We start from the raw sequence: 16,575 nt of genomic DNA, 5'->3' as shown, positions 1-16,575 counted from the left end.
TGCGCGGCCCGCCGCGTCGAGGCATGCTGATCGGGTGCACACATTCGAGGTATGGGCCCCGATTCCGGAATCCGTTTCTGTGGAGGTCGACGGCCGACGCCACGACATGACCCCGTCACCGGACGGATGGTGGCGAGCCGACGTCGACGCGTCGCCGGATTCCCGGTACGCGTTCGTCCTCGACGACAGCGACACCCCGCTTCCCGATCCCCGGTCGCCGCGCCAGCCCGACGGAGTCCACAGTCCGTCGCAGCTCCACACGCTCGACGAGAGCCTCTGGACCGACTCGCGGTGGACCGGGCGGCAGCTCGCCGGCTCCGTCGTCTACGAATTGCACGTCGGCACGTTCACCCCGGAGGGCACGTTCGCGGCTGCCGTCGCCAAGCTCGACCATCTCGTCGCCCTCGGCGTCGATTTCGTGGAACTGATGCCCGTCAACGGGTTCAACGGGACCCACAACTGGGGATACGACGGGGTTCTCTGGTACACAGTGCACGAGGGTTACGGCGGACCGGACGGGCTGCAGACCCTCGTCGACGCGTGCCACGCCCGCGGTCTCGGCGTGGTCCTCGACGCCGTGTACAACCACCTCGGACCGTCGGGAAACTACCTGGACCGGTACGGGCCGTACCTGGCGCAGGGCGCCAACACGTGGGGCCGGAGCATCAATCTGGACGGACCGGACAGCGGCGAGGTCCGCCGCTACATCATCGACAACGCGCTGCGGTGGTTCCGCGAGTTCCACATCGACGCGCTGCGCCTCGACGCGGTCCACGCGCTCGTCGACCACACCGCCACCCACCTTCTCGAGGACCTGGCCATCGAGACCCGCAGGCTGTCCGCGCACCTGAGGCGGCCGCTGACGCTCATCGCCGAGAGCGACCTCAACGATCCGCGCCTGATCACGTCGCGGTCGGCAGGCGGCTGCGGCCTCGACGCCCAGTGGGACGACGACGTGCATCACGCCATCCACGCCGCCGTCTCGGGCGAGAGACAGGGCTACTACGGAGATTTCGGTTCGATGGCCTGCCTCGCCGACACCCTGCGCCAGGGGTGGTTCCATGTGGGCACGTTCTCGACGTTCCGCGGTCGCACCCACGGCAGGCCGCTGGACACCCGCCGGACCCCGGCCAGTTCGCTGGTCACGTACACGTGCACGCACGATCAGATCGGCAACCGGGCGGTCGGCGACCGTCCCGGCACGTATCTCGATTCCGGGCAGCTCGCCGTGAAGGCCGCGCTCGTGCTGTGCTCGCCGTTCACGCCGATGCTGTTCATGGGTGAGGAGTGGGGGGCGAGCACCCCGTTCCAGTTCTTCACCTCCCACCCCGAACCGGAACTCGCGCGGGCGACGGCGGAGGGGCGTAAGGCCGAGTTCGCCGAGCACGGCTGGAGCACGGACGATGTTCCCGACCCGCAGGACCCGGAGACGTTCGAGCGGTCGAAGCTCGACTGGGACGAACCGGTCCGCGAACCGCATGCCCGGCTGCTCGACTGCTATCGCTCGTTGCTGCACCTCCGTCGGGACCGCGCCGAGCTGACGGATCCGTGGCTCGAGAACCTGTCCGTCGACTACGACGAGGCGGAGCAGTGGATCGTGGTGCACCGCGGTGCGCTTCGGCTCGCGTGCAACTTGGGCGCCGAACCGGTGAGCGTCCCGGTCGGCGGCTCCCCCGTGCTGTGGTGGGAGCCGCCGACGCAGGACGAGACCGCGTCGGCGACGGTGCTACCGGGTCACTCGTTCGTGGTGCTCGACAGCTCACCCTGACGGTCGCGCAGCATCCGCAGGACGAGGATGGCGGTCGCGAACAGGATCACGGCCGTCGCGCCGGCGGCAACGTGCATGCCGTCGACGAACGCCGACTGCGCGGACTCCAGGAACACCGTCCGGGCCGTCTCCGGGAGGTGCTGGGCCTCCGCGACGGCGGCGCCGAGCGTGCCCTGGGCGGGCTCGACCTGTTCCGGCGGCAGCATCGACGTGTCGAGGCCGTTCCGGAAGATCGCCATGACGACGCTGCCGAGCACTGCGACGCCTAGTGCGATGCCGAGTTCGTATGCGGTCTCGGACACCGCGGAGGCCGCGCCGGCCCGTTCGGGCTCGACGGCGCTGACCACGAGGTCGGACGTCAGGGTCAGTGCGATACCGACACCGGCGCCTGCGAGGCCGAAGCCGATCACGAACATCGTCGGGGCGCCGTCCACGCCGAGCGTGAGCATCAGTGCCGCACCCACAGCCGCGATCGCGAGACCGCCGCCGAGCACATGCGAGGTGGCGCACCGGCGCACCATCCAGGCCGCCGCGAGTGCGGTGATCGCGCTCATCAGCATGCCGGGCAACATCAGCACACCGGATTCGAACGCGCTGTTGCCCAGCACCAACTGCAGGTACTGCGAGCCGAAGAACAGCACACCGGCCAGCGCGAAGATGGACAGCAGATTGGTGAGGACGGCGGTCGAGAACGCCGGCTTGGCGAATAGGCCGATGTCGATCATCGGGTCCTTCATCGCCTTCTGCCTGCGTACGAACACCACACCGGACACGACGCCGACGAGTCCGACGACGAGGAGCACCGGGTCGACACCGTGCACCACGGTCTCCTTGACCGCGTACACCAGCGGCAGCATCGTCGTCATCGACAGCGCCGCGCTGAGCAGGTCGAAGCGTCCCGGGGCGGGGTCCTTCGACTCGGGGATCACGAGCGGTCCCACGGCGATCAGGACCAGCATCACGGGGATGTTGATCAGGAACACCGAGCCCCACCAGAAGTGCTCGAGCAGCCAGCCGCCGATCAGCGGGCCCGCCGCGGTGCCGCCACCGGCCATCGCACCCCACACGCCGATGGCGAGGGTCCGCTGGCGCGGGTCGACGAAGATCGTGCGAATCAGACCGAGTGTCGCGGGCATCAGCGTCGCACCCGAGATTCCCTGCAGAACGCGGGCTGCGATCAGCATCTCGGGTGTCGGCGACCACGCCGCGATCAGCGAGGCGATGCCGAATCCGGCGGCGCCGAGGAGCAGCAGGCGACGCCGCCCGATCCGGTCGCCGAGCGTGCCCATCGTGACGAGCAGGCCGGCGAGGACGAACGAGTAGACGTCGATGATCCACAGCAGCTGCGTGCTGCTGGGTTCGAGGTCGGCGCTGATGAACGGCAGTGCGAGGTCGAGCACGGTGCCGTCGACGGCGATCAGGAGGACGGCGAAGGCCAGGACGACCAATCCGAGCCAGTCTCGGCGTGATGCGGAGGACTGACCTGGCGCGCCGTAGGCGTCGTTGATCCCGCGATCCGTGGAGACAGACATTTATCTTCCTGCGACTTTCCGATTCGAGAGCTGACACGGTGATGAACCGTCCAGCCGGTACAGTTCCGTTACATTACCGTGAACCGTCCGGACGGTAAAGTTATTTCCCGGGTACAGTCCCTCTCCATGGCTGCCGGAACGCGCGATCGAATACTCGACGCCCTCGAGAAGCTGCTGCTCGACGTGGGGATAGCCCAGGTGACCCTCGAATCCGTCGCCGCGGAGGCCGGGGTGTCCAAAGGCGGACTGCTCTACCACTTCCCCAGCAAGGAATCGCTGCTCGCCGCCATGGTGCGCCGGCTCGGCGAACGGGCGGACGCCCAGCGCGCCGACGCCGTCTCCGGCGGCACCTCGCTGTCCGAGTGGTATCTACAGGTTCCGGACGCGAGCACCACCGAGGAACTCGCCCTCTACCGTTCGACCATCGCCGCGCTACGGAGCGTCGACGGTCAGCACGACGAGATCCAGAAAGCCGTCACCGAGGTGATGCGCGGCTGGGACGAAGGTCTCCAGAGCGAGATCGACGACCCCGTGCAGGCCGAGATCGTGCGGCTCGTCGGCGACGGCATCTACCTGTCCGCACTGCTCGGGCTCCCCATGCCCGAGCCCGAGCTGTACAACAAGGTGGTCGCGCGGCTGCTGCAGAAGTAGCGGCTCAGGTGAGGTAGCGGTACGCGGGGCTCCCCGGCTCCAGGCGTTCCACCTGCATCCGGGACTGCTCCATCCGCTCGAGCAGGTCGCCGAGCCCCTCGGCCTTCCCCAGCTCGATACCCACCAGGGCGGCACCGGTCTCCCGGTTGTTGCGCTTCACGTACTCGAACAGGGTGATGTCGTCCTCGGGCCCGAGCACCTCGTCCAGGAAGCGGCGCAGCGCGCCCGGCTCCTGCGGGAAATCGACGAGGAAATAGTGCTTCAGGCCGAGATTCACCAGCGAGCGTTCCAGGATCTCGCCGTACCGCGAGACGTCGTTGTTGCCCCCGGAGATCAGGCACACCACCGTGGAACCCGGCTCGAACGTGATGTTGCCGAGGGCCGCCACCGACAGGGCGCCCGCGGGCTCGGCGATGATGCCCTCGTTCTGATACAGCTCGAGCATCGTGGTGCACAACGCACCTTCGTCGAGGTTGGCCATCACGAAGCTCTCGGGATCGAGCCGGATCGTGGTCGACCGGTCGGACTGGCCCAGCGACGTGTGCGTCGCGACCTCGGCGCCGAGGGCGGACACCACGGCGTAGGGAAGGTCGCCGACCCGTTTCACCGACGCGCCGTCGACGAACGGGTCGATCTCCGTCAACGTCACGGGACCACCGGCCACCAGGGCCGCCGTCATCGACGCCGCCCCCGTCGGCTCCACCCCGACGATGGCCGCATTGGGTGCGTGCGCACGCAGATACGTGGCGATGCCGGCGATGCATCCGCCGCCACCGACCGGGACCAGCACGGAATCGGGGGCCGCACCGAGCTGCGCGAGGATCTCGGCGGCGATGGTGCCCTGTCCGGCTGCGGTACGGGCGTCGTCGAACGGCGCCACCATCGTCGCGCCCGTCCGCCGCACATCGGCCGCGGCCGCAGCGGCAGCGGCGTCGTACGTCTCCCCCGTCAGGATCAGCTCGACGAACTCGCCGCCGTGCGCGCGGATGCGGTCACGCTTCTGCTTGGGGGTGTTCGACGGAACGTAGATGCGGCCCGTGATTTCCATTGTCCGGCAGGCGAAAGCGACGCCCTGCGCATGGTTGCCCGCGCTGGCCGTCACCACTCCGGCCGCACGCTCGCCGGCATCGAGCTGGGCCATGAGGTTGTAGGCGCCGCGCAGCTTGTAGGAGCGGACGACCTGCAGGTCTTCGCGCTTGAGGTAGACGTTCGCGCCGGTCAGCGACGACAGGCGCTCGCTCCGCTGCAGCGGGGTCGCGTCGATCACGTGGGAAATTCGCTCGATGGCAGCGTCGATATCGCCCACTGTCAGGGGCGAGGTGATGTTCTGGGCTGCGGTATCGGGCGATGTGGACACCCGGATATGTTCCCACTCTCCAGCCATGGGATACCAGTCGGGTTCAGCCGCGCGGATCGAACTGGGACGGTCGCGGCACGTTGCGGACATTCGACTTCGCCATCTTCACGGCCTCGCCGACACCGCCGTTCATCACCATCTTCGACAGCGCCAACGCGAAACCGGTGACCTGCCCGCCCGTGATGGTCGGCGGCAGCGACAACGCCAGCGGGTCGGTGACCAGATCGACGAGCGCCGGTCCGTCGTGATCGAACGCCTGCCGCAGACCCGATTCGATGTCGGCCGGATCCTCGATCCGGCGGGCGAAGATGCCCAGTGCCGACGCCACCGCCGAGTAGTCGACGGGCGCGACGTCGACCCCGAAATCCGGCAGCCCGTCCACCAGCATTTCCAGCTTGACCATGCCCAGAGTGGAATTGTTGAACACCACGATCTTGACCGGGAGCCGGTACATCGCGACCGTCACCAGTTCTCCCAGCAGCATCGACAGCCCGCCGTCGCCCGACACGGAGACCACCTGCCTGCCCGGCGCGCACACCTGGGCGCCGATCGCGTGCGGCAGGGCGTTCGCCATCGATCCGTGCAGGGCCGAGGACAGGAAACGCCGCGACCCGTTCGGCGTCAGGTAGCGCGCCGTCCAGACGTTCGACATTCCCGTGTCGGTGGTGAAGATCGCGTCCTCGGCGGCGAGGTCGTCGAGGATCGACGCCGCATATTCCGGGTGGATCGGGATGCGCTGCTTCGCGGGTTTCGTGTACGCACCGACCACTTTGTTCATCAGCGTCCGGTGCTTCTCGAGCATGTCGTCGAGGAATCGGCGATCGTCCTTCCGCCGGATCAACGGGGCGAGGGCACGCAGCGTGCTCGCCACGTCGCCGTGCACGGCCAGGTCGACGTTCGTTCTCCGCCCGATTCGCTGTGCGGCCCAGTCGATCTGCGCAGTGCGGACTCCGTCGGGCAGGAACTGGTTGTACGGGAAGTCGGTTCCGACGAGCAGCAGGAGGTCGGCGCCGTGCATGCCGTCGTGGGCCGCCCCGTATCCCAGCAGTCCCGTCATCCCGACGTCGAAGGGGTTGTCGTACTGGATCCATTCCTTCCCGCGGAGCGTGTGGCCGATCGGCGCACCGATCGCGTCGGCCAGGCTCAGCAGCTCCTCTCGAGCCTCCCGCACGCCCTCGCCGGCGAAGATCGCGACCTTTCCCGCCCCGTTCACGGCGTCGGCGAGCGCCCGCACGTCGGCCTGGTCGGGCACGATCGCCGGTACGCCGGTGCGCGGCACCGACGGTGCCTGTCCCTCGGCGGGGCGGTCCGCGATGTCGCCCGGAAGGGTGATCACCGAGACACCGGACAGCGCGGTCGCGTGCGCGATAGCGGACGCCGTCACGCGCGGCGCCTGGGCGGGACTGCCGATCAGCTCCGCGTACCGGGAGCACTCGACGAACAGGCGGTCCGGGTGGGTCTCCTGGAAGAAGCCGAGACCGATCTGCTCGCTCGGGATCTGCGCCGCGATCGCAAGTACGGGCGCCCCCGAGCGGTCCGCGTCGTAGAGACCGTTGATCAGGTGCAGATTTCCCGGACCGCACGAGCCGGCGCACACCGCCAGTTTGCCGGTGACCTGCGCCTCCGCTGCCGCGGCGAACGCGGCGGCCTCCTCGTGACGCACGTGGATCCAGTCGATTCCACCCTTCGCCGCGCCACCCGACCGCCGGACCGCGTCGACGACGGGATTGAGACTGTCGCCCACGATTCCGTAGATCCGCTGGACGCCGGCGTCCTGGAGTTGACGTACCAGCTGATCGGCAACGGTTTTCGCTCTCATCGGGCCTCCGGTCGGGGGACGGTCGAACGGCGAAGGACAGCGGCGGTGCGGGCGTCAGGCGGGTTCGAGCACGAACACCGGGATCTCCCGATCGGTCTTCTTCTGATATTCGGCGTAGTCCGGGAACGCGGCGACGGCGCGGTCCCACCACGTCACCTTCTCGTCGCCGGTCACCTCACGGGCCACCATGTCCCGTGTGGTCGAGCCGTCACGGAGTTCGACGTGCGGTTCGGCCTTCACGTTGTAGTACCAGACCGGGTTCTTGGGTGCACCGCCGAGCGAGGCGACGATCGCGTACGTCCCGTCGTGTTCGACACGCATCAACGGCGTCTTGCGGAGTTTGCCCGATTTCGCGCCGCGCGTGGTCAGCAGGACGACAGGCCTGCCGCCCAGCGTCGTGCCCTTGGCTCCATCGGTGGATTCCATCAACTCGGCCTGATCTGCTGCCCACTTGGACGGACTGGGTTCGTATTCACCTGTGAGTGGCATGCGTCCAGTCAACACCTGATCCGCGAGAACGCGCCACCGATTCCACCGAACGAGCGCACATGCGAAGAACCGCATCCGTTTGTTCGTTGCGCCGAACTCCGGGTTCCGAGTATCCTGATCCCACGCGGGGGACGTCCACTCCCCCGGTCCCCGTCAGTGAGGTGACCTGCGATGACCACACACGACGCATGGCTGCGCCGCGAGGTTCGCCGCAGCGACCCCCCGCGCACCGTCGATCTCGCCGGCGCCGAGTGGCCCCTCTACAAGCTGGAAGCACTGGCCGTCGCGCTGCTGGTCTTCGTCACGGTCCTCGTGGTCACTCAGACGCTGCAGGCGGCCATACTCACCGCCGCCGCGGTGGCCGTCGTGGTGTGGTGGGCGCGGCGCCTCTTCCCGCCGCGCCCCTGACCGTCACACGGACAGGCAGCTCGGTCCGAGCAACGCCTTGAGATCACCCATCAACGCCGACGACGGTTCCACCCGGAGCACGTCGTCCACCTTCCACAACGTGACCTCGGTGCCGCCGATCAACCGCACGTGCACGTCCGACGTGCCCGGATGGCGTGTGAGCACCTGACGCAACGCGCCGATCTTGTCCTTGGTGCACTGACGCAGCGGCAGACTGACCGCCAGCGGCTTCGCGACCCCCACCGCCGAGAGATCCGGCACCGCAAGGTCGTTGGCGATGAGTGAGATCCGATCGTCACGGATCGACACGCGCGCCTTGACGAGCACGACGGAGTCCTCCGTGACATCCATCCCGTAGACCGAGTAGGCCTGCGGGAAGAACAGCACCTCGATACCACCGGTCAGATCCTCGAGCTGCGCGGACGCCCAGGTGAGACCGTTTTTGTTGATCCTCCGATTCACCGACGCGAGGATGCCGCCGACGGTGACCTGGGTGCCGTCCTTGATGTCGCCTTCGAGGATGGTCGGGATCGCGGTGTCGGACTGCGCCGACAGCACGTGTTCGACGCCGTTGAGTGGGTGCCCGGACACGTACAGGCCCAGCATTTCCCGTTCCAGCGCCAACCGGTGCTTCGAGTCCCACTCCTCCTCGGGGATCTTCACGTTGAACACCGAGGAGATCGACTCGTCGGCGTCGTCGCCGCCGAACAGGTCGAACTGTCCGATCGCCTCCGCCTTCTTGGTGCCCATCACCGCGTCGATGGCGTCGGCGTGGACGAGCATGAGTCCCTTGCGCGGATGGCCCAGCGAGTCGAATCCGCCTGCCTTGATCAGCGATTCGGTGACCTTCTTGGAGCAGGCGGCGGCGTCGATCTTGTTGAGGTAGTCCGAGAAGTCGACGAACTTGGACTTCTCCTTGCGCGCCTTGATGATCGAGCCCACGACGTTGGCGCCGACGTTGCGGACGGCGCCCATGCCGAACCGGATGTCCTCACCGACGGAGGCGAAGTTGACCTCCGATTCGTTGACGTCCGGCGGCAGCACCGTGATCCCCATCTTGCGGCAGTCCGCGAGGTAGACGGCGGCCTTGTCCTTGTCGTCACCGACCGAGGTGAGCAGACCGGCCATGTACTCGGCCGGATAGTTGGCCTTGAGATACCCGGTCCAGAACGACACCAGGCCGTACCCGGCGGCGTGCGACTTGTTGAACGCGTACCCGGCGAACGGGAGGATGGTGTCCCACAGCGCCTTGATGGCGGGCTCGGAGAATTCGTTGGCGAGCATGCCCTCGCGGAAACCGGCATACGCCTCCTCCAGCACCGAGAGCTTCTTCTTACCCATGGCGCGGCGGAGAATGTCGGCCTGTCCGAGCGAGTACCCGGCCACCTTCTGAGCGATCTGCATGATCTGCTCCTGGTAGACGATCAGGCCGTACGTGTCGGCCAGGATCTCCTTCAGGGGCTCCTCGAGTTCCGGGTGGATGGGTTTGACCTCTTGCCGCCCGTTCTTGCGGTCGGCGTAGTCGTTGTGCGCGTTCATGCCCATCGGACCGGGCCGGTACAGCGCGAGCACCGCGACGATGTCCTCGAAACCGGTGGGCTGCATGCGGCGCAGCAGGTCGCGCATCGCGCTGCCGTCGAGCTGGAACACGCCGAGAGTGTCTCCGCGCGAGAGCAGTTCGTACGTGGCCGGGTCGTCGAGCGCGAGGGTGTCGAGATCGAGATCGATCCCCCGGTTCGCCTTGATGTTGTCGATGGCGTCACCGATGACGGTGAGGTTCCGCAGTCCGAGGAAGTCCATCTTCAGCAGGCCGATGGCCTCGCACGACGGGTAGTCCCAGCCGGTGATGATGGCGCCGTCCTGGGCGCGCTTCCACACGGGAATCGCATCCATCAGCGGTTCGGACGACATGATGACCGCGCAGGCGTGGACGCCGGCGTTACGGATCAGGCCCTCGAGCCCCTTGGCCGTCTGGTAGATCTTCGCGACGTCCGGGTTGGAGTCGATGAGGGCGCGAACCTCCACCGCTTCCTTGTAGCGCTCGTGGTTCGGGTCGGTGATGCCGGACACCGAGATGTCCTTGGCCATGATCGGCGGCGGCAGCGCCTTCGTGATCTGGTCGGCGATCGCGAAACCGGGCTGGCCGAACTGGACTCGGGCGGAGTCCTTGATGGCCGCCTTCGTCTTGATGGTGCCGAACGTGATGACCTGGGCGACGCGGTCGCTGCCCCACTTGTCCGTCGCGTAGCGCACCATCTCGCCGCGACGGCGATCGTCGAAGTCGATATCGATATCGGGCATGGAGACGCGTTCGGGGTTCAGGAACCGCTCGAACAGCAGGCCGTGCGGGATGGGGTCGATGTTGGTGATGCCCATCGCGTAGGCGACGAGCGAACCCGCCGCCGAGCCTCGGCCGGGGCCGACGCGGATGCCGACCTCCCGCGCGTGGTTGATGAGGTCGCCGACGACGAGGAAGTAGGCGGGGAAACCCATTTCGAGGATGACGCCGATCTCGTAGTCGGCGCGGGCGAGGTACTCCTCGGGCGGTCCGTCGGGGAACCGGCGGTCCAGTCCGCGCATGACCTCCTTGCGCAGCCAGGTGCCCTGCGTCTCGCCCTCGGGGACCGGGAAGATCGGCATCCGGTCGTGGTGCGCCCACACGTCGTCGTACGACTGGACCCGCTCGGCGATCAGCAGTGTGTTGTCGCACGCGCCGGGCACCTGGTCGTCCCACAGCGCGCGCATCTCCGCGGCCGGCTTCAGGTAGTAGCCGTCGCCGTCGAACTTGAACCGGGTGGGGTCGGACAACGTCTTACCGGTCTGGATGCAGAGGAGCGCCTCGTGGTTCTCCGCGGCTTCCTTGGTGACGTAGTGGCAGTCGTTGGTGGCGAGCGGCGGAATCTCGAGCTTCTTGCTGATCTCGAGCAGGCCCTCACGCACTCGTCGCTCGATCGACAGTCCGTGGTCCATCAGCTCGAGGAAGAAATTGTCCTTGCCCCAGATCTCCTGCCACTTGGCGGCGGCCTCGAGCGCCTCGCGGTCGTGGCCGAGTCGCAGCCGGGTCTGGATCTCACCGGACGGGCATCCCGTGGTCGCGATGATGCCCTCGTGGTGGGTGGCGATGAGCTCTTCGTCCATCCGCGCCCACTTGCCGAGCTGGCCCTCGATCGACGCGAGCGAGGACAGCTTGAACAGGTTCCGCAGACCGGTCGCGTTCTCCGCGACCATCGTCATGTGGGTGTACGCGCCGCTACCGGAGACGTCGTCGGACTTCTGGCTGCGGTCGCCCCACAGCACGCGCTTGGTGTTGAAGCGGGACTCGGGCGCGATGTACGCCTCGATGCCGATGATCGGCTTGATGCCCTGCTTCTTCGCCACGTTGTAGAACTCGCTGGCGCCGTACATGTTGCCGTGGTCGGTCATGCCGACCGCCGACATCCCCAGTCGCTCGGCCTCTTCGAACAGGGGGCCGACCTTGGCCGCACCGTCGAGCATCGAGTACTCGGTGTGATTGTGCAGATGTACGAACGAGTCAGCCACGTGCGCCTCTCTGAAGGTCTGGGAGCCTCACGAGTGTAGGCCCTCGGACCGACAGCACCGGTCGCCGACGGCGGGTGTCGGAGAAGTCGTGACGCGAGTTACTGGACGGGCGCCTGGGACGGTTCGGTATTTCGCCGCTCGCGCCGGACCCGTACCAGCGCATCGGTACTGAAGATCGCGAGTGCCACCCAAATCAGCGCGAAACCGATCCACCGCGACGCGGGCATGTCCTCGTGGAGAACGGCGACGCCCCACGCCATCTGCAGCGCAGGCGTCAGGTACTGCAGCATGCCGAGTGTGCGCAACGGCACCCGTTGCGCGGCCGCGCCGAACAGCAACAGCGGCAGCGCGGTCACCGGTCCCGCGGCCATCAGCAGCAGGGTGTGACCCAGCCCGAACCCGAGGAACGTGCCTGCCCCGGTGAGGGCGAGGAACACGAGGTAGCCGATCGCGACGGGCGCGGCCACGATTCCCTCGGCGGTGAGGCTCGTCCGCGGGTCGAGCGGCATCACCTTCTTGCACAGCCCGTACAGCGCGAACGAGGCGGCCAGGGTCAGCGCGATGTACGGCGGATGTCCGTAGTCGACGGTGATCACGACCACCGCGGCGGCGGCGAGCGCGAGCGCGACGATCTGGGCGGGAACGAGCCGTTCCCGGAAGATCACGACCCCGAGCAGCACGCTCACCAACGGGTTGATGAAGTAGCCGAGCGCGGTCTCGACCACCCGGTCCGAGGTGACCCCGTAGATGTAGGTGCCCCAGTTCACCGCGATGGCCGTCGACGCGGCCGTGACCAGCAGCCAGGTGCGCGGACTCAGCCCGCGCAGCGACCGGAGCCGGCCCGAGACCGCGAGGACGACGAACATGAGCGCGAGCGTCCACACCACCCGGTGCGCGAGGATCTCCACCGATCCGGCCGGGCCGAGCAATCCGAAGAACGCCGGGAACGCGCCCCACAGCACGTAGGCGCCGACTCCGCAGGCGGCGCCCACGGTTTCCGCCTTCCTCGCCTTCACGAACCGCTCCCCGGGACGATGCCGTCGTCGGGGCCGGGCGCGACGATCTCGACCTGCTCCGGCAGCAGCGGGCGCACGGCGAATCGCCCGGCGACGGCGTCGGCGCCGAGTGCCTCGACCGCCCGGACGTCCGGGGCGGACCGCAGTGCGGTGAGGGCTTCGTGATCACCGCGGACGACGACACCGATCACGCACGCGCAGTTCCGGGCGAGTTCCGCCGACGACACCGCCGCGATCTGCGCCTGCCGCTCCGTTTCGCCCGTCATCGCCTGGGCGCGTCCGGCGGCCAGGACGCTCGCCCGTGCGAGCGCCGCATCGCCTGCCGCGACGGACACGGGAACGAGGGGGGTCTGCACCCGGTCCAGGGGCACACGGAAGAGCACCTGCGACACCCGGGTGCCGGACGCGGCGTCCCGGACGACGTCCGTCGTCACCGGACGCGTGAACGAAACCAGCGCCCACTGTTCGCGGCGCGCGTCCGCCGCGTCGAGCGACCGGTCCGCCCGGGCCAGGTAGTCGGCCACCACTTCCCCGTTGTCCGGGCCCAGCGTGTCCGTCGACACGGGCGCCCGCCGGACAGGGTGCAGTACTCCGAGCACGACCGTCACCGCGATCAGGGCGACGGCGGTGAGCACTGCCGGCACCGCGGTACCGCCCGGGTACGGGCGCCTCACCTCAGCTCGCCCGCAGAACCCCGAGAGCGTCCTCGAGATCCTTCGGGTACTTGGACGTGATCTCGACCCACCGCCCGTCCGCGGGATGCGCGAAACCGAGCGACCGGGCGTGCAGCCACTGCCGTTCCAGTCCGAGACGTTCCGCCAGCCGCGGATCGGCCCCGTATGTGAGGTCGCCGCAGCACGGGTGCCGCAGTGCGGCGAAGTGGACGCGGATCTGATGGGTCCGGCCCGTTTCGAGGTGGATGTCCAGCAGGCTCGCCGCCTGGAACGCCTCGACCGTGTCGTAGTGCGTGATGCTGGGCTTGCCGTCCGCGGTGACGGCGAACTTCCAGTCGTTGCTGCGGTGCCTGCCGATCGGCGCGTCGATGGTTCCGCTGCTCGGGTCCGGGTGCCCCTGCACCAGCGCGTGGTACCGCTTGTCGATGGTCCGCTGCTTGAATGCGCGCTTGAGGAGTGTGTAGGCGCGTTCCGACGTGGCCACCACCATCACCCCGGACGTGCCGACGTCCAGCCGGTGCACAATGCCCTGGCGTTCGTGCGCACCGGACGTCGAGATCCGGAAGCCCGCGGCGGCGAGACCGCCGATCACGGTCGGACCGGTCCAGCCCACGCTGGCGTGGGCGGCCACACCCACCGGTTTGTCGACGGCGACCACGTCGTCGTCGGCGTACAAAATTTCCATGCCCTCGACGGGTTCCGCCTCGATGGTCAGCGGCCGCGGCGGTTCCGGCAGTTCCACCTCGAGCCAGGTGCCTGCGGACAGGCGGTCGGACTTGCCGACGGGTGCGCCGTCGACGAGCACCGAACCCTCTTCCGTGAGCTGAGCCACCGCGGTGCGCGACAGACCGAGTAGTCGAGCGAGGCCGGCGTCGACCCTCATCGCTTCGAGCCCGTCCGGGACCGGCATCGACCGTGTTTCCCTCACTTCTCTACCCCCTTACGTGTTCCGTCCGGTTCCAGCCCTATCAGTGTGAGCACGACGAGCAGGATCGCACCGCACACGATGCCGGAATCCGCCACGTTGAACACCGGCCACCAGCCGACGGACACGAAATCGACGACGTGACCCTGCATCACTCCCGGCGCCCGGAAGAACCGGTCGACGAGGTTGCCGAGGGCGCCTCCGAGTACCAGCCCCAGACCGAGTGCCCACCACGGCGACCGCAGCGTGCGGCCGATGCGGACGACGCCGATCACCACACCCACAGCGACGAGCGTGAGCAGCCACGTCATGCCGGTGGCCATGGAGAACGCCGCACCCGGGTTGCGCACGAGCCGCAGCGAGACGATGTCCCCGATCAGCCAGACCGGCCGGCCGGGCTCGATGTTGGCGACGGCGAGGATCTTCGTCAGCAGGTCCGCGGCCAGGACGGCACCGGCGATCACGAACAGCAGCAGCCTGCGCTGATGCTGCACCGGCCGGGGCGCTGCGGTGCCGGACGTGTCACCGTCGTTTCGGTCTTCTGCGTCGGTCTCGTTCTCTGCCGTGGGGTCTTGACTCACCCGTTCATCATCCACTACGGAGGCAAGCCTCCGTTCACGCGCTCCCGCGCGCACTAGCCTGGGGGCGTGCCACTGTTCTCGAATGCTCTGCGACCCGGATTCTGCCTACTCGCCGCAACCCTCTCCCTGGTCGCTCTGACCGCCGGGTGCGGAGGTGACGGCGACTCCTCGGAGTCGAACCCCGCAGGGTCCACGTCCACTCCCGCCGAAGTGACCGTCCCGATCTCCGCCACCACCGTCGAACTGATCCAGCCCGGCGAGGAGCCGCGCGAGATGATCCGACGCAGACCGCCGGCGGGGGTCACGCAGCAGGTGCAGTTGACCACCGGCGCGCAGGTGTTCCAGCAGATCGACGACCAGCCCGCCCAGGACTTCTCCTCACCCGAGATCACACTCCCCCTCACCGCCGCCGTCGGGCAGGCCAGCGACGACACGGACGGCAGCACCACCGTCGACCTCACGCTCGGTGACGTCACCAGCCCCGACGACCGCCTCGGCAGCGCGCTCGAAGCCAGCGCCGGTTCGGGCGCCGGCTTCACAGTCGACCCCACCGGTGCGATCACCGCGCTGCGACTGCGTCCGGACGCCGAAACCCAGGACATCGCGCGCTCCGCGATCGAGCAGGCGTTCTACCAGGCCGTGTATCGCACGGTCCCGTTTCCTGCGGAGCCCGTCGGAGTGGGCGCCCAGTGGACGATCCGCCAGCAGGTGATGAGCGGCATCGCCCTCGACCAGACCACCGTGGCCACCCTGACCGCCCGGGACGGCAACCGTCTCACCGTCGACTACACGATCGACCAGAAGCCGAAGTCCCCCGTCTGGGAGCTGCCCGGGGAGGCAGGCACGCTGAACGTCGACCAGTACGTGATGCACGGTTCGGGCACCATGACCGTCGACCTCGGCCTGCCGCTGCCCGTCGCCGGGACGGTGACCGTGGGCGGCGACCAGGAGTACAGCGACCCCGACGGCGCCACCCGCCTGCACCAGACCACGTCGAACTCGGTCCGGTGGGATTCCTGATGCGCCGCGGACCCGTCGCCGTCTCCTGCTCCCTGTTCGCCGTGCTCGCGCTGTCGGCGTGCTCGTCGAACGCATCCGGCGACGCCGGCGACACCGCCTCACTCGCGCCGCTCGGACCGGTGGTGACCGCAGCACCGGACGCGGCAGGCACACCGTTCGCCGATCAGGCCGCCCTGAAGGCGGCCCTCCTCGACGTCGGCGACCTTCCCGTCGGATTCACCCCCGCGCCCGACCCCGAGGACGATCTGGGGCTGCCTCCGGCGTCGGAGTCGGCGGACTCCGACAAGTCGAGCACGGACCCCGCGGAATGCGGCGCGGTGCTGTCGCCCGTCGCGGATCAGCGTGCGGGCGCGGTGGCGTCGGCGTCCGACTGGTTCACCGGCCCGGAGTTCGCCACCATCGACCAGGACGCGGCGAGCTACGGCACCGGCGCCGACGCATCCCAGGCCTTCGCGGCGGTGCAGGACCGGCTGGTGGGCTGCACCGAGTACACCGGCACGGACGCCGACGGCGTGCAGGTGCAGTACCGGGTCGGCGGCCGCGAGCAGCAGCCCGCGGGTGACGCGTCGGTGGCGTTCCGGCTCGTCACCACCAGCGAGGGCGTCAGTCTGGTCTCGGACGTGGTGGTGGTCGTCGTCGGGAGCACCGTCACCCAGCTGGTCGCGACGGGCCAGGACCCGATCGACGCCGGCGTCTTCGACGACCTGACGAGCACCGCCGTATCGAAGCTCGCGCCCGCCCCTGCCGGCTGAACCGACCAGCCGCGAACGACCGATGCCGGTGTCCCGAGGGGAC

General features: G+C 68.4%; 14 protein-coding genes. 5 read left to right on the top strand and 9 right to left on the bottom strand.

The window, feature by feature from the left end; all coding sequences use genetic code 11:
• Positions 1–34: 34 nt before the first annotated feature.
• Complete coding sequence (gene treZ / locus GO592_RS09005; RefSeq protein ID WP_007297423.1) at positions 35–1,768, top strand: malto-oligosyltrehalose trehalohydrolase; 1,734 nt, start codon at positions 35–37, stop codon at positions 1,766–1,768.
• On the opposite strand, the gene GO592_RS09000 is transcribed toward treZ, so the two are convergent.
• Entirely contained in the window at positions 1,735–3,300 is a 1,566-nt protein-coding gene (locus GO592_RS09000) for an MFS transporter (RefSeq protein WP_007297424.1), read from the bottom strand. The two genes, treZ and GO592_RS09000, sit on opposite strands and share 34 nt — an antisense overlap.
• Positions 3,301–3,426: 126 nt before the next feature.
• Between GO592_RS09000 and GO592_RS08995 the strand changes: the two genes are divergently transcribed.
• A complete protein-coding gene (locus GO592_RS08995) occupies positions 3,427–3,951 on the top strand; it encodes a TetR/AcrR family transcriptional regulator (RefSeq protein WP_007297425.1) in 525 nt (174 codons plus the stop codon).
• 4 nt (positions 3,952–3,955) lie between these two features.
• Here GO592_RS08995 and ilvA read toward each other — a convergent pair whose 3' ends face one another.
• The 3 genes from ilvA to GO592_RS08980 are packed head-to-tail and all read right to left on the bottom strand — an operon-like array spanning position 3,956 to position 7,616.
• Complete coding sequence (ilvA, locus tag GO592_RS08990; protein WP_039951284.1) at positions 3,956–5,308, bottom strand: threonine ammonia-lyase IlvA; 1,353 nt, start codon at positions 5,306–5,308, stop codon at positions 3,956–3,958.
• A gap of 43 nt (positions 5,309–5,351) precedes the next feature.
• A complete protein-coding gene (locus tag GO592_RS08985; RefSeq protein WP_007297427.1) occupies positions 5,352–7,127 on the bottom strand; it encodes a pyruvate dehydrogenase in 1,776 nt (591 codons plus the stop codon).
• Positions 7,128–7,181: 54 nt separating this feature from the next.
• The gene (locus GO592_RS08980) at positions 7,182–7,616 is read right to left on the bottom strand and encodes a nitroreductase family deazaflavin-dependent oxidoreductase (RefSeq protein ID WP_007297428.1); all 435 of its coding nucleotides are present in this window, start codon (positions 7,614–7,616) and stop codon (positions 7,182–7,184) included.
• A 171-nt stretch (positions 7,617–7,787) separates the two neighbouring features.
• Between GO592_RS08980 and GO592_RS08975 the strand changes: the two genes are divergently transcribed.
• Positions 7,788–8,024, top strand: coding sequence for a hypothetical protein (locus GO592_RS08975; protein WP_007297429.1), 237 nt, complete (start codon positions 7,788–7,790; stop codon positions 8,022–8,024).
• Between the two features lie 3 nt (positions 8,025–8,027).
• On the opposite strand, the gene dnaE is transcribed toward GO592_RS08975, so the two are convergent.
• The 5 genes from dnaE to lspA all read right to left on the bottom strand — a co-directional run bounded on the left by dnaE (position 8,028) and on the right by lspA (position 14,775).
• Positions 8,028–11,564 carry a DNA polymerase III subunit alpha gene (dnaE, locus tag GO592_RS08970; protein WP_007297430.1) on the bottom strand — a complete coding sequence of 1,179 codons (3,537 nt, stop codon included), beginning with the start codon at positions 11,562–11,564 and terminating at the stop codon, positions 8,028–8,030.
• A 98-nt stretch (positions 11,565–11,662) separates the two neighbouring features.
• The gene (rarD, locus tag GO592_RS08965; protein ID WP_039951272.1) at positions 11,663–12,580 is read right to left on the bottom strand and encodes an EamA family transporter RarD; all 918 of its coding nucleotides are present in this window, start codon (positions 12,578–12,580) and stop codon (positions 11,663–11,665) included.
• The gene (locus GO592_RS08960) at positions 12,577–13,254 is read right to left on the bottom strand and encodes a hypothetical protein (RefSeq protein ID WP_050998617.1); all 678 of its coding nucleotides are present in this window, start codon (positions 13,252–13,254) and stop codon (positions 12,577–12,579) included. Before GO592_RS08960 ends, rarD begins: the two co-directional genes overlap by 4 nt.
• 1 nt (position 13,255) lies before the next feature.
• Positions 13,256–14,182 (bottom strand): RluA family pseudouridine synthase, encoded by a 927-nt coding sequence (locus tag GO592_RS08955; protein WP_005260233.1) that lies wholly within the window; start codon positions 14,180–14,182, stop codon positions 13,256–13,258.
• Positions 14,179–14,775 carry a signal peptidase II gene (gene lspA / locus GO592_RS08950; RefSeq protein WP_186301130.1) on the bottom strand — a complete coding sequence of 199 codons (597 nt, stop codon included), beginning with the start codon at positions 14,773–14,775 and terminating at the stop codon, positions 14,179–14,181. Before lspA ends, GO592_RS08955 begins: the two co-directional genes overlap by 4 nt.
• Before the next feature lie 51 nt (positions 14,776–14,826).
• On the opposite strand from lspA, the gene GO592_RS08945 reads away from it, so the two are divergent.
• Positions 14,827–15,780, top strand: coding sequence for a hypothetical protein (locus tag GO592_RS08945; RefSeq protein WP_007297434.1), 954 nt, complete (start codon positions 14,827–14,829; stop codon positions 15,778–15,780).
• On the top strand, positions 15,780–16,532 hold the full coding sequence (locus GO592_RS08940) for a sensor domain-containing protein (RefSeq protein ID WP_039951287.1): 753 nt from the start codon (positions 15,780–15,782) through the stop codon (positions 16,530–16,532). Before GO592_RS08945 ends, GO592_RS08940 begins: the two co-directional genes overlap by 1 nt.
• Positions 16,533–16,575 lie beyond the last annotated feature (43 nt).

This window comes from Rhodococcus sp. 21391 (genome assembly GCF_016772255.1).
In the GTDB taxonomy this organism is placed as follows: domain Bacteria; phylum Actinomycetota; class Actinomycetes; order Mycobacteriales; family Mycobacteriaceae; genus Rhodococcus_F; species Rhodococcus_F opacus.
Note: the sequence above shows the minus strand (reverse complement) of the source record. Positions and strands in the feature narration are given on the sequence as shown.

What these genes read in the sequence shown, in the direction of transcription:
- GO592_RS08980 (WP_007297428.1), bottom strand. Translation starts at nt 7,616, where the DNA reads ATGCCACTCACAGGTGAATACGAACCCAGTCCGTCCAAGTGGGCAGCA.
- GO592_RS08985 (WP_007297427.1), bottom strand. Translation starts at nt 7,127, where the DNA reads ATGAGAGCGAAAACCGTTGCCGATCAGCTGGTACGTCAACTCCAGGAC.
- GO592_RS08995 (WP_007297425.1), top strand. Translation starts at nt 3,427, where the DNA reads ATGGCTGCCGGAACGCGCGATCGAATACTCGACGCCCTCGAGAAGCTG.
- GO592_RS09000 (WP_007297424.1), bottom strand. Translation starts at nt 3,300, where the DNA reads ATGTCTGTCTCCACGGATCGCGGGATCAACGACGCCTACGGCGCGCCA.
- GO592_RS08940 (WP_039951287.1), top strand. Translation starts at nt 15,780, where the DNA reads ATGCGCCGCGGACCCGTCGCCGTCTCCTGCTCCCTGTTCGCCGTGCTC.
- GO592_RS08975 (WP_007297429.1), top strand. Translation starts at nt 7,788, where the DNA reads ATGACCACACACGACGCATGGCTGCGCCGCGAGGTTCGCCGCAGCGAC.